This is a genomic window from Pseudoalteromonas sp. P1-9 (assembly GCF_001399975.1).
Lineage (GTDB): Bacteria > Pseudomonadota > Gammaproteobacteria > Enterobacterales > Alteromonadaceae > Pseudoalteromonas.
On sequence record NZ_LKBD01000011.1, the window covers coordinates 37,217 to 51,440 of the forward strand.

Genomic DNA, 14,224 nt, shown 5'->3' on the forward strand with positions numbered 1-14,224 from the left:
AAATGCCGATTTCCAATAACAAAAAATTTACATTTGCTTGTGATATTTATTCGCCACTACTCTCTTTAATTGCATTTTGTATGCGCTTCAACGAGATAGGATACGCTGTACCTAAATTCTGTGCAAACATTGAAATGCGCAGCTCTTCAATCATCCAGCGTACTTCTTCAAGTTTCTGTTTTTCACTGTTTGAACGCGCTTTACCAAGTGCATCGCAAAGTAGCTTTTGTGCTTTTTCCACATCCAACATTTTAAGTTTATCTTGATGCGGGTCAATCGGCAGTTTTTCTAATCGTCGCTCAATGCCTTTTAAATAGCGGATCACATCTTTGATGCGCTTGGCGCCGTGACGGGTGACAAAGCCTTTAAAAATAAGCTGTGATAACTGTTCCTTGATATCACCTTGCGCCAAGATCATAGTGAGATCGGTTTTACCTTTAAGCTTTTTATTCAAGCCACTAACTAGGCTAAGTGCCGCTTCAACATCGAGTGCAATAGCAACAACTGCATCACCCAACTCACCACGAATGGTTTCTTTAACCTCGGCAAACGATTGCTCATCGCGTACAGCGCTGCTCGCAGCCAAAATGTCATCAACTGCGGCTGCAATACAATCGTCAATCAGCTCGTTAATTTTACCAAACGGATTAAAATAAAGGCCTAACTTCGCCTTATTTGGCAGTTTTTGCTGTAAATACTTAATCGGTGATGGAATGTTTAATAACACTAAACGGCGTAAGCCTTTTAAGTGTGCACTATCTGCTTTGTCTTTAGCATCAAACAATTTAATGCTTGTGGACTTTCCTTCATCTACTAAAGCTGGATACGCCTTAACCTCGTACTGACCTTGTTTTTGTACGTAAGATGCCGGTAATTCACCAAATGACCATTCAATTAAGTCACTTTGTTCTATACCTTTTTCAGCCACTTTGGCAAGATTGTCACTTACTTTACCTTTCAGTTTTTCTTTAAGTTCAGTTAAGTCGAAACCACTTGCAAGCAATTTATTTTTATCATCTCTAATAGCAAACTGAAGTTTCAAATGACTTGGCAACGCAGAATAATCCCACTCTTGCGCTTTAATCGTGATACCAGACATACGTAATAATTGCTTACTGATTGCTTCAATAAAACTGCCCTGCATTGGCTCAAGTGACGCCATTACGGCATCAGCGTAATTGGGCGCTGGCACAAAATTACGACGTGTTGTTTTCGGTAACGATTTGATTAAGGCGGTGATAAGCTCATGACGAAACGCCGGAATATGCCAATCAAAACCTGTATCTTCCACTTGGTTTAACAGTGCTAATGGCACTTGCACCACGACACCATCCAATGCTTGTCCCGGTTCAAAATGATACTCTAACGGAAAGAACAAATTACCTTGCTGCCAAACGTCCGGGTAATTGTCTTTACTAATATGAGCCGCATCATGTTGCATTAACGCCGCTTTATCCATATGCAGGTATTTTGGCTCGGTTTTTTTTTTGCTCTTCCACCAAGTATTAAACTCAACGCGACTGGTGATGTTATCTGGCAATCGTTGATGGTAAAAGTCCATCAAGGTTTCTTCATCGACTAAAATATCGCGACGACGTGCTTTGTGCTCAAGATCTTGGACTTCATCAATCAGCTTTTGATTAAAGTTTAAAAAGCTTTCACTTTGACCAAGCTGTTGTTCAACCAACGCACTGCGAATAAAAATTTCACGGCTTAACTTGGCGTCTATTTTATTAAATTGCACGCTTTTGCGTGACACAATGGTTAAGCCATAAAGGGTTTGCTGTTCAAACGCCATTACCGCGCCCGCTTTCTTTTGCCAGTGCGGTTCACTGTAACTACGATTCACTAAATGCTGTGCAAGTGGCGCTACCCATGCAAGATCTATCTTGGCATTAATACGGGCAAATAGTTTACTGGTTTCAACAAGCTCTGCAGCCACCAACCATTTCGGTGATTTTTTGAAAAGACCTGAGCCTGGGAATACAAAGAACTTACTTTGACGCGCACCTATGTATTGCTGATTTTCATCTTTCATACCAATATGGCTGAGCATACCTGCCAAAATTGACTTATGAATTGCTTCGTAATCGCTCGGGTTTTGGTTAATTTTAAAGCCCATTTCTTCGCATGTTGATACCAATTGATAAACAATATCTTGCCATTCACGCACACGCATATAAGCAAAGAATTCGTTTTGGCAAAGCTTTCTAAATTGGCTGCGCGACAACGCTTGTTGTTGCTCTTCTAAATAACGCCATAACTTTAAAAAGCCGATAAAATCAGAATCTTTGTCCGCAAAGCGGCTATGGCTTTCTTGTGCTTTGGCTTTTTTATCTTGCGGAAATTCTCGTGGGTCTTGAATCGATAACGCCGCCACAATCACAATCGCTTCGAACATGGTGTCGAAATCTTTCGCTGCGTGCACAATTTTTGCTAACCGTGGGTCTACTGGTAAGCGGCTTAATTCGCGCCCTGCTTTAGTAAGCTTATAATCTTTCTTTCGTGTAACCGGTGTAATTGCCTGAATTTCTTCGAGTAAGCGAAGACCATCAGTAATATTACGGTTATCTGGTGCTTGCACAAATGGGAATTTCGCAATATCGCCTAAGCCAAGTGCCAACATTTGCAAAATAACTGACGCTAAATTTGTTCTTAAAATTTCTGGGTCGGTAAATTCAGGGCGGCCCAAAAAGTCTTCTTCTGAATAAAGGCGAATACAAATACCTTCCGCCACACGACCACATCGCCCTTTACGCTGATTGGCACTGGCCTGCGAAATTGCTTCAATTGGTAAGCGTTGAACCTTAGTACGGTAGCTATATCGGCTAATGCGTGCCGTACCAGGATCAATAACATAACGAATACCAGGAACCGTAAGTGACGTTTCAGCAACGTTAGTAGACAATACAATGCGACGGCCAGAGTGCGAGGCAAAAATACGGTTTTGTTCAGCATTTGAAAGGCGTGCATAAAGTGGCAGCACTTCGGTATTTGCAAGGCCACGTTTTGCAAGTGCATCGGCAGTATCGCGAATTTCACGCTCACCATTCATAAAAATAAGAATATCGCCCGGCCCAGCTTGCATTAGCTCATCAACCGCATCAAAAATACCTTGCAGTTGATCGCCCTCTGCTTCCATCTCTGTTTTGTCGATTTCCGTTAACGGACGATAACGTACCTCAACTGGGTAAGTGCGGCCCGATACTTCAATAATCGGCGCATTGTTAAAATGCTTCGAAAATCGCTCGGGATCGATGGTTGCCGAGGTGATAATCAGTTTTAAATCGGGGCGTTTGGGTAACAGGTTTTTCAAATAACCTAAAATAAAGTCGATATTTAAACTACGTTCGTGCGCTTCATCGATAATGATGGTGTCGTACTGGTTTAAAAATCTATCTTGTTGAATTTCCGCGAGCAACACACCATCAGTCATCAGCTTCAAATAACTTGAGTTAGAAACTTGATCACTAAAGCGAATTTTAAAACCCACTTTATCACCTATAGTGGTGCCAATTTCCTCAGCAACACGCGCTGCAACACTGCGCGCCGCTAATCGGCGTGGTTGGGTGTGGCCAATTAAACCTGCAACACCTCGGCCAAGCTCTAAACAAATTTTTGGTAACTGAGTGGTTTTACCTGAACCAGTTTCACCCGCGACAATCACCACCTGATTTTCGCTAATGGCTTTTTTAATGTCGTCTTTTTTCTGACTAACCGGTAGGTTTCCTGGATAACTCACCTTTGGCAGTTGCTTTAAACGTAACTCCCTCAGCTCGATGCTTTTTTCAATGTCTTTTGTAATTGTGGTAAGCACCTTCACCTGTTTTGCTTCATCATTTATTTTTTTCACACCATCGAGGCGACGTTTGAAGAAAAACTGATCTTTCTTAAGACAATTTTTTAAGAGTGAATAGAGCTGCTGTTGTGGATTAGCCATAGATAGAATAAAGCGGAATTTCAAAAGGCCAATAATAACAAATTGATTGTCATAAAATAAGGGAAGCATTGCGCTTCCCTTATTTTAATTTTATTCAACGAAAAAATCGCCGTTATTCGTCTTTAAAAATTGCCACATAGGTAGGCTGATTTGCCTGTTTTGACGCGCGATACATGCCTTTAGTATTAAACGGCAGGCTAATATTACCTTTACTATCAACAATAATTACGCCACCTGTGCCCCCTATTGGTTTAAGTACATCATGAATTACTTCATCACCGGCTTGCTGAATGGTTTTGCCTTGATACTGCACACGAGCACAAATATCAGACGCCACACTGTAACGGATGAAATATTCGCCATGGCCTGTGGCAGACACCGCACATGAACGGTTATCGGCAAAGGTGCCCGCCCCAATCACAGGCGAATCACCAATGCGACCAAAGCGTTTTGCCGTCATACCACCGGTTGACGTACCAGCTGCCAAGTTACCGTGTTTATCTAACGCCACAGCGCCGACCGTGCCCATTTTATATTGCTCAGGCAGTGCACGATGATTTGCTTGGTAGTTCTCTGTTTTATTGAGTTTCTTTTTGGCACGCTCTAACGCTTTATAACGGTGTTCGGTGTCGAACACACTGTTGTTAACTAAACTCATGCCGTTTTTCTTAGCAAATTGTTCTGCGCCATTGCCGCTTAGCATCACGTGTACAGACTCTTCCATTACTAAACGTGCTAAATCAATTGGGTTTTTAATGTGCTTTACACCTGCTACGGCGCCCGCTTGACGGTCGCGTCCATCCATAATTGATGCGTCAAGTTCATGGTGACCATCATAAGTATAAACGGCACCAACGCCGGCGTTAAAAAACGGCGAATTTTCTAAGATATTAATGGCTGTAGTGACCGCGGTTAAGCTTTCACCACCGTTTTCAAGCACTTTATAACCTGCTTCTACCGCTTCTTGCAGTTTAACGCGATATGCAGCTTCCTTTTCAGGGGTAAATTTACTTTTATCTATGGTACCGGCACCGCCATGAATAGCGATTGAGAAAGGCTGTTCACTTGCAGCAAACACGCTTGTAGATAAAAACGCTGTTAAAAATGCAGTTGCGAGTCGTTTGTTCATTATTGTTTTCCTTTTGTTGCTGTTCAATTTGCAAGGCAAACGCGTCAACTTCAAGCATTTTCGATGAACAGCACAAAGGCGTTACTTTTTTGCGCTAGATCAACGCAATCCCATCCGAGCAGCGTAGATTAATAATTAAAGAATAGGAGGCGTTATGAACAAAAACGCAATTTTAATCGAGCTTAAAGAAAAACAAATCGAACTCAATAAACGCATCAATGCGATTGGTTCAGATTTTAAAAAAGGTCGCTCGCAAGACTTTGCAGAGCAAGCGACTGAGAGTGAAAACGACCAAGTGCTCGATGGCATTCGCCATGAGGCAAAATTGGAATTACAACAAGTAAATGCCGCTATTTCGCGCTTAGAAAACAATAATTATGGCATTTGTAGACAATGTGAGAGCGAAATATCACGCGAGCGTTTACATGCATTACCCTATGTTCAAACTTGTATCAACTGTGCACAATAAGGAATAACACCCATGTTTATTGAAAAACACGACATGCATCATGAGTTTCCAGAGTTTAATGAAGAAATTCGCGAATTAAAAATGACTAATGCGCACTTTTCTAAATTATTTAAGGAATACCACGATCTTGATCACGAAGTGATCCGCATTGAAGAAGGCGTTGAAAATACGTCTGACGCATACCTCGAAAAACAAAAAATGCGTCGTTTACATCTAAAAGACGAGCTGTACGCGATGCTGAAAACACATAAAGAAAATTAACAAACAGCAAACACAAAAAAAGCGCCAATTGGCGCTTTTTTTACTTAACGTTTAGCCGTTAAATTAAGCATCTTGCTCTGCTTTAAGACGTGCAAGACGATTTACTTGAGGCATTGATGTTAAGAACGAGTAGATTGGTGGCAAATAACCACGCTTACGAAGCTCTAGGAACTCCTCATCAGCCATCTCGTTTAGCTTTTTCTCATCGATTAGGTAGATACCATTGATATCACGCTTCTCGCCTTTAATTTCAAGTGTTAGTGTTTGCGGGATAAGCAGCTCTTTATCAGCTAGGAACTTAGTGAACGCAGCAGTAACTTGTGAGAATTCAACAAACGCAATTAAGCCTTCTTTACGACGCTTAAGGTAATCTGTTTCTTCGCCCTTCTCATCGAAAAGTGCATTACCCTCTTCTTTGTTTACAAGGTCGCTAGATTCGTTGATACCAACAAATAGCTGGTCTTCATTTTCAGGGTTTTTGCTCAGTACTAACGGGTAACGTGTAAGTGCGTGTGGAAGGTAAGCACCCTGCCATTTGCCATCTTTAACAAATAGGTTCTCACCAGGCTCAAGACCTAACATTGCAACTGGCTGGAATTCACCTGTTTCGTTATTTTTTACAAATACAATTGGGTATTCGTTAGCTACACGTGCAAATTCGTGCGCTACAACTGGTACTAAGTGTTGATCTTTAACTAGGTCTGTGTTGAAACCGTTTTTAATTTTAACATCTTTGTGTTCAACATTATGAAGAGGCTTTACTACGTCCGTCATCTTACTGCTCCAATGGGATTCTAATTATTTATAATAATGCTGCTAGGCTAGCGGTTTTAATTGTAAAAAGAAAGTAAAAACCTCGTTTCTTTTTAATGTATGTAAACGTCTATTCTTTACCTAACATTTCATTACAAAATGATATAAGGACGAACAATTATTTTTCAAGGGAACAGGTGACAAAAAGCGACAATTTGTGTCTAATTGATAACATAAAAACAGCGCTGTCATTTATTAAGTAGTGTCAAAATGGAAACAAAGCCAATTCAATCAATTATTATTTTAGGTGGTGGTACAGCCGGTTGGCTGGCTGCTAATCATCTGGCAATCAATCTAAAACCTAAAGAGCAACAAGGTGTTAAGATTACCGTGATTGAATCTCCCGACACCCCAACCATCGGTGTAGGCGAAGGCACAGTGCCTTTGATGCGAAATACACTAAAAGAGTTTGGCATCAGTGAAGAAACATTTATAAAAGAGTGCGATGTTTCCTTTAAACAAGGCATTCAATTTGATAATTGGATGAAGCCTATAAATGGCAAAATGCACTCATATTATCACCCTTTCGACTACCCTGTTCTTGATAACGACAGTGTCGCCGCTTGGCTTCAAAACCCTGTGTTACCTTTTTCTCATGCGATGAATCGCCAAGCAATTTTATGTGATAATCATAAATCTCCAAAGGCTATCACCGACCCTGAATTTGCTGGGCAAGCAGCGTACGGTTATCACTTGGATGCCTATAAATTTTCTGATTTGTTAAAACAACATGCAATTGAAAATTTAGGTGTTGAACACCTTATGGCGCATATTGAAGATGTGACGCTTTCAGATGATGGCGCAATTGACAGCCTAATAAGCTTGCAAGGTGAAGTATTTAACGCTGATTTTTACCTTGATTGTTCAGGCTTTTGCAGCCGATTATTAGGGCAAGCGTTAAATATTCCGTTTATTGAAAAAAGCGATGTGCTCTTTGTCGATAAAGCTCTTGCGATTCAAGTCCCATATGACAGCGAACAACCTAAACTCCCCTCTTCTACTATTGCAACGGCATGTGATGCAGGTTGGATATGGGATATAGCATTGCCGACTAGGCGCGGTATTGGTCATGTATTTTCTTCAAAGCATTGCTCTTTAGATGAAGCAAAAGCCACGCTTGCCAACTATTTAAACAAGTCAGTTGAAGAAATAAGTCCACGACTTATCGATATGAAAATCGGTCATCGTGAAAAGTTTTGGCATAAAAACTGTGTTGCAATTGGGTTGTCTCAAGGGTTTGTTGAACCACTTGAGGCCACAGGGTTACTGGCATTTGACGCAACCGCTAAATTACTCGCTAAATCGTTCCCTACCAATACATCACAATTAGCCCTAGCTGAAAAACGCTATAACACCTATGTAAATGGTTTATGGCAAGGCGTAATAAACTTTATAAAAATGCATTATGCCGTATCAGATAGAGACGATACCGCATTTTGGCGTGATAATCGTGATACAGCTAGTTGGCCTTTAGAATTACAAGAAAAGCTTGAGCATTGGCGAACACATATTCCAAACTTATATGATTTTGAACGCGGTTTTGATGCGTTTCGCTTAGAAAATTATTTGTACGTTTTATACGGGATGAATTACCCGACCGAGATTGGTGATACCGCTTATCGTTATCAAGCACCAGATAACGCATCAAAACAATTTGAGTTAATTCAAAAACACGCGTTGAAGCTATCTGATTATTTGGAAGATAACCTAACAGTTATTAACAAAATTAAGCAATTTGGCTTAAGCAAGGTGTAAATACGGTATGGCAATTCCAAAAAAAATAGTAGTACTTGGCGGTGGTTCAGCTGGGTGGATGGCAGCAAGCTTATTACATCACAGCTGGGCAAATAAAGGCTCTGAAATCACGTTAATTGAATCTGACATGATTGGTGTTGTTGGCGTTGGTGAAGGCTCTACTCCCTCGTTAAAATATTTTTTTGAAAAGCTACAAATCGCTGAAAATGAATGGATGCCGTTTTGTAATGCTACTTATAAGTGCGGCATCAGCTTCCCTGATTGGACGTCACACTTAGAAGAAAACGAATATTTTCATCCCTTTTACTCTGATCACGATTGGAAGACAGGCCAAGCGTTTATCCATAACTGTAACGTAAGACGCCAAGGGTTTGATATTCAAACAAGGCCAAATCACTATTGGCTACAAGCAAAATTAGCAAAGAATAAGCTCAGCCCTAAACTCAAACAAGCACAAAATAAAGAGCTAGATTATGGCTATCATTTTGATTCGCAAAAGCTAGGCGAGTTTTTAAAAAATCGCGCTATTAAGCTAGGTATAAAGCACATTATTGGTACCGTAGATGTTGTTAATAATGATGATAAAGGCGTACACAGCCTAACATTAAGCTGTGGTAAAACTATCAACGGCGATTTATTTATAGATGCAACAGGCTTTGCCAGTTTATTGCTGCAAAAAACGCTTAAAGTACCTATTATTTCATACGAAGATTATTTACTGAATGACAGTGCTATTGCTATTCCAACCGAAACGCAAACAGATAATGAGATTTCACCTCAAACGGTGTCTCGCGCCTTAAGTGCTGGTTGGGCATGGACAATTCCGCTTAGAAACCGAAACGGCAATGGTTATGTGTATAGCAGTAAATATATTACACCTGAAGATGCTGAAACTGAGCTGCGCGCTTATTTAGGTATTAGTGAGCGTGCCGATATTAAGGCGCACCATATAAAAATGCGTTTAGGGCGTGTGGCTAAACACTGGCATTTAAATGTGCTCGGTGTCGGTTTATCACAAGGCTTTATTGAACCGCTAGAAGCCACTGCATTAAGCTGTATTCAATACACTGTTGAACATTTTATTGAAACAGTTGAGCAAGGTAGCAACGATGCAACTACCCAACAGCAATTTAATCAAGAGATCAATACTGTTTATGATGCTATTCGGGACTACATCAGTGCACATTATCGATTAAACACCCGAGATGACAGCGCTTATTGGCGAGACAACCGAGGTGCTGCATCGCCAGAAAAATTATCAAAAATACTCATGTCTTGGGATGATTCAGACAGCCAGTTCGAAAGTACATTACAACAGTTAAATGCGGAAGTAATGTATTTTTCACCGAGTTGGTATTGTCTGCTTGCAGGTAAGGGGCGATTTAGCGAAGCAACTCACGCTCTACCCCAGTCAGTTAAAGTTGCTAATGTGGCTGATATTGATAATTACTGCGAACAACAAGCCTTACATTTTAAGCCACACTATCAAGCCCTAAACAATGAATAACACCATGGCTGTGAAATTTTAGCCAATTCATCTGAGCGTTTAATTAACGAAGGACTATTTTGTTTTCTATAAATAAAAATTTTACCGTATCTGAGTCATATATTTCAGGCTCAGAGCATAAAATCATAATAATTGACAATGCGTTCAATGATTTGGATAAAATCATTGACTATGCAAATAACACTGCTTATTTTCAACCTCCTGGTAAAGACGGCACCTTATACCCTGGTAGTCGCGATGAAATGCCAGTTCCCTACTACGAAGCGTTTACGACACTCTTAGGTTGCGTATTCCCATCAAGTATCAAACATCAAATTGCACGTTGTTGGTTATCAAAAATTACTGTTAAACCTGATCAACTTTCACCCATGCAAACTATGCCCCATTATGATTCATTGTTAAGTGAAGATATGGCTGCAGTACATTATTTATCAGGGAATGAACTGGGGGGAACAAATTTTTATCGCTATCGTGAGTGTGAAAATATCACGCTATCACAAAGCGATGAACCGCTTATTATTAATATGCTAAAGCAACATCAAGCATCGAAGGCTACAGGTTATATTGAACAGTCTAACGAGGTATTTGAAAAAGTTCATAGTGTTGAAGCCAAGCCTAACCGTATTATTATTTATTCAGGCAATATTTTACATAGTCCATCAGTGACAAAGTATGTGGATTTTGATAAAAAAAGCCCTAATAGCCGAACCTCAATTAATAGTTTCTTTAAACGATTAAATTAACCTCAAATTTTTTATTAGACTGAATAGAATCAGCCAATAACTTACGATTTAAGATAAAAAAAAGCCTCGCAATTACGAGGCTTTTTTTACAGGTTAACTTTTGCTTAGAAGCGGAAAGCTACACCCACTTTATAGCGTGCTTCACCTTCAAAGCTCCACGCTGGGTAACCGTTACGAAGGTCAGCTTTAACTTCTGCATCAGCTGCTGTCGCAGTACCAATTTGGATGCTGTCTTCTTCTGTGATGTTAACAGCTTCAAATGTTAGGTCTAGGTAGTCTGTTACTGAGTACTTAGCCGTTAGGTCAAGTGTACCGTAGTCTTGGTGCTCGCGGTTACCGTAGAAACCAGGTGCTTCACGAACCATGTACTCTGAACGCCAGTTATACGCTAAACGTACACTGTATGTTTCAGTCTCGTAGTAACCAACTAGGTTAACAGTGTGATCTGAAGAATCAGAGAATAATTCGATACGGTCTGGGAAGTTTTCCGCAGGCGCTTCTGAATCTACGTAAGTATAGTTAGCTTGGTAACCAAAACCATTGTCAAAGCCATCTTGAATTTGTAACTCTAGACCTTGGATTTCACCACCAGAACCCGTGCCTTTAGTTGCAACAGTCCAGTTATCTTCACCTGTGTTAGGGTCAATAATTCCGATTTCTTGTTCAGTCTTTTGGTCAACCTTAGTGAATGATGAAATATCTTTGATAAAGTAAGTAGCACTGATCATGCCGTCACCATCAAAGTAGTACTCGATACCTAAATCTGCTTGTGTTGCTTTGAATGGCTCAAGACCGATATTACCAGTAGTAATAACTTCGTTACCTTTAGTACCATCGTTGTAACCAGCTAATGTAGAAGCTGCAAACATATCAGTGTAGTTAGCACGTGACATTACTTGCGCTGCAGAGAAACGTAAGATTACGTCTTGTGTTAAGTCAAATGCAACGTTAACGCTTGGCAATACTTCACTGTAATCAGCTGTATCTGTTGTTAAATCGTTAGCATAGTTACCGTTTGCATCAAGTGCGTAGTAATCAGATGATGCATCAGTAGAAACATAACGCAGGCCAACGTTACCACGTACGCCTTCAGCTGAAAAATCAGCCATTGCGTATAGTGAAATATTTTCTTCGTTTACTGTGCCGTAACCAGACTTGTAAGCAATTGAAGTATTATCGAAGCTTGTAATTGCCGCGTAACCATCAGCAAGCATTTGGTCTAGGTTTGGTTTAGGTAATATATAACCTGCGCCAGAGCTGATAGTGCCTGAATAGTAGTGTGACGCATCGTATGCTGGGATGCTATCAACTAAGTTTGCAGTGTAAGTTTCTTGTTTAACATCGTGGTCAGCCCAACGGAAACCAGTTTTGATTGCCGTGATTGCACCAAAATCCACAGGGAATTTTAAGTCAAACTGTGCATACGTTTCTTCGTCAGAGTTAGGTTGCTTTTTAAGAGCCCAACCAGCTGAAGATAATTCGCCTTGGAAGTCATCTGCAGTGAAGTGTTTGTTAGCAACATCAATCTTAATAACTTCACCAGTTGCATCGTAAGTACCTGCATAATCAGCTGGTGTACCTAACCAGAAACCGTAGTTTGAAGTAAGATCTGTACCACCGTCAGATTGTGTATTACCTACACGACCTTCAAGTTCAAAATTTTCACCAACATATTTAAAGTCGAAGTCAACAGTGTCTGATGTCATCGAGCCTGCACGGCCCCATGTTTGCGCCCAACCTGGATAAACTGTGTTTGCAGGACGACGGTAGAAAGTACATGTACCGTCTGTATTTGATTGCTCACACATTGCAGCTTTGTCTGCTGGGTCATCTGAGTTGAAAATAGCAAATAACGATGTGTTCGCGTTGTTTGCAGAAAGCTCAAGGCTCATGATATTCAAGCCAAGCTCTAAGTTATCAGTTGGGCGGTATTGGAACGCAGCATTAATCGCAGTACGCTCACGCTCTTGTTGGAACGTTGTAGGTACAATGTCACCCCAACCAACAAGTGATTCGATACCGTTACGTTGGTAATTAGTTTCTGAGTATGCTGCAGCAACTAATGCACCGAATGTTTCGTCATCGTTTTTCCAGCTATATAAACCAGAAACTTCAGGATCTGTCTCTTCAGAAATTGTACCGTAATCAGCTTTAACGCTACCGAAGATAGTGTTTGCATCTAAATCTAACGGCTTACGCGTATTAACAATAACTGTACCACCGATACCACCTTCTACAACGTCAGCTTGTGACGACTTGTATACTTCGATACCGCCAACCATTTCAGGTGGAAGAAGTGTGTAGTTAAAGCTACGGTCGATAGCTTGTTGGTCGTACCAACCAGTTGAAGCAACTGAATGACCGTTAAGAAGTGTACGTGTTAGTTGTGCAGAAGCACCACGGATTGAAACTTGCTGACCTTGACCGAATGCACGGTTAACAGCGATACCAGAAATACGACCTAGGGCTTCACCCACATCGCTATCTGGAAATTTACCAACATCTTCTGCTGAAACTGCATCTACTACAGAGTCAGAGAAACGTTTTGTATTAAGAGAAGCCTCAAGAGAGCGACGAATACCACGTACCTCAATTACTTCCACATCTTCTTTTGCTTGTACTTCTGAATCAGCTGCAACAGCCACGCCTGAAAAACCAGCGCCCATTGCTAAACCGATGTTAACTGCTAATAAGCTTTTTTTGAAATTTTTAGCTAACACAGGATTCCCCTTGAATCATTTTGTTTTGGTTTAATTCACTTTCTGCCCAGTGAAGATGACAGCGTTGTCATCTGATAACAAACCTTACACGTAAAATTACAATATCGCTACAATTATTTTTGCATTTTTTAAACAATCACGTTCATTTATATATAACAAATAAGAACAATCTATTTACATTTGCAATAATAAATTTTCATAACCCCCTCTAAATACAGGGGCTAGCGACCTTTTTACTATAACACACGGCAAATATTATCTGTAAAGCTTAATCTGTAAGAAAAGTTTAATCAGCTGGAGGTCGGATCAGGTGTTTGGAGCGATTTTAGAAAAATGTCAGGCAATTATTACATTGCATGATAAAGCGCTTTTTTAACGTTACGTTGGTTAACTCTGTGTTAGCTAATTGAGGGCCCCTATCACTGGGCAGAATGATAGAAGTGGAGCCCTCAAATCTTAATTCACATTACTTTCTAGGGGAACAAATGACAGCGCTGTCATTTGTTAATGAGGATAATAGAGACACCGGTGTCATTTGTCTAGTCTTATTTCTATCTTTCAGCAAAATTAGACATGATTATGCTTTTCAAAACACATCAGGTTACAAAGCGAGCGTTTAAGTCACAGTAAGCGAGCCTGTCGTATCGTCAAAAAATAACCACGCCATGCTTATCGAATTGTTGTTTACATAAAGAAATGTGAGTTCTATTATCGCGATAGTCAAACAATGCCTAAAACGCGATAAGGTTGGTCACCATAAATAAGCGATAACACAGTAGAAAACCAAAAAGCGCAGGCGAACAGTACTCTTACGCAAACTTTTATCATTGTCGCCAACAAAATCCAGATAAGAAATGTGAGCTGAGCGTGCAAGCTTTGCTTTGTAT

General features: G+C 40.4%; 9 protein-coding genes. 5 read left to right on the plus strand and 4 right to left on the minus strand.

Annotation, left to right across the window (positions count from 1 at the left end; genetic code table 11):
* Positions 1-46 precede the first annotated feature (46 nt).
* Together hrpA and AN214_RS09170 are read right to left on the minus strand one after the other, a co-directional pair.
* On the minus strand, positions 47-3,940 hold the full coding sequence (hrpA, locus tag AN214_RS09165) for an ATP-dependent RNA helicase HrpA (RefSeq protein ID WP_054979509.1): 3,894 nt from the start codon (positions 3,938-3,940) through the stop codon (positions 47-49).
* A gap of 112 nt (positions 3,941-4,052) precedes the next feature.
* The gene (locus AN214_RS09170) at positions 4,053-5,069 is read right to left on the minus strand and encodes an isoaspartyl peptidase/L-asparaginase family protein (protein ID WP_054979454.1); all 1,017 of its coding nucleotides are present in this window, start codon (positions 5,067-5,069) and stop codon (positions 4,053-4,055) included.
* A 154-nt stretch (positions 5,070-5,223) separates the two neighbouring features.
* Between AN214_RS09170 and AN214_RS09175 the strand changes: the two genes are divergently transcribed.
* The gene (locus AN214_RS09175) at positions 5,224-5,538 is read left to right on the plus strand and encodes a TraR/DksA C4-type zinc finger protein (RefSeq protein ID WP_054979455.1); all 315 of its coding nucleotides are present in this window, start codon (positions 5,224-5,226) and stop codon (positions 5,536-5,538) included.
* Between the two features lie 12 nt (positions 5,539-5,550).
* Positions 5,551-5,799, plus strand: a complete 249-nt coding sequence (locus AN214_RS09180) for a YdcH family protein (RefSeq protein ID WP_010560313.1) — start codon at positions 5,551-5,553, stop codon at positions 5,797-5,799.
* A gap of 63 nt (positions 5,800-5,862) precedes the next feature.
* On the opposite strand, the gene AN214_RS09185 is transcribed toward AN214_RS09180, so the two are convergent.
* Positions 5,863-6,573 carry a SapC family protein gene (locus AN214_RS09185; protein ID WP_054979456.1) on the minus strand — a complete coding sequence of 237 codons (711 nt, stop codon included), beginning with the start codon at positions 6,571-6,573 and terminating at the stop codon, positions 5,863-5,865.
* A 249-nt stretch (positions 6,574-6,822) separates the two neighbouring features.
* Here AN214_RS09185 and AN214_RS09190 point away from each other — a divergent pair, with 249 nt between their 5' ends.
* From AN214_RS09190 to AN214_RS09200, 3 genes are read left to right on the plus strand one after another with little or no spacing between them, the layout of a single operon-like run.
* Complete coding sequence (locus tag AN214_RS09190; protein ID WP_054979457.1) at positions 6,823-8,367, plus strand: tryptophan halogenase family protein; 1,545 nt, start codon at positions 6,823-6,825, stop codon at positions 8,365-8,367.
* A 7-nt stretch (positions 8,368-8,374) separates the two neighbouring features.
* Positions 8,375-9,874 (plus strand): tryptophan halogenase family protein, encoded by a 1,500-nt coding sequence (locus tag AN214_RS09195; RefSeq protein ID WP_054979458.1) that lies wholly within the window; start codon positions 8,375-8,377, stop codon positions 9,872-9,874.
* A 59-nt stretch (positions 9,875-9,933) separates the two neighbouring features.
* Complete coding sequence (locus tag AN214_RS09200) at positions 9,934-10,617, plus strand: DUF6445 family protein (protein ID WP_054979459.1); 684 nt, start codon at positions 9,934-9,936, stop codon at positions 10,615-10,617.
* Between the two features lie 104 nt (positions 10,618-10,721).
* On the opposite strand, the gene AN214_RS09205 is transcribed toward AN214_RS09200, so the two are convergent.
* On the minus strand, positions 10,722-13,337 hold the full coding sequence (locus AN214_RS09205) for a TonB-dependent receptor (RefSeq protein WP_152960745.1): 2,616 nt from the start codon (positions 13,335-13,337) through the stop codon (positions 10,722-10,724).
* Positions 13,338-14,224 lie beyond the last annotated feature (887 nt).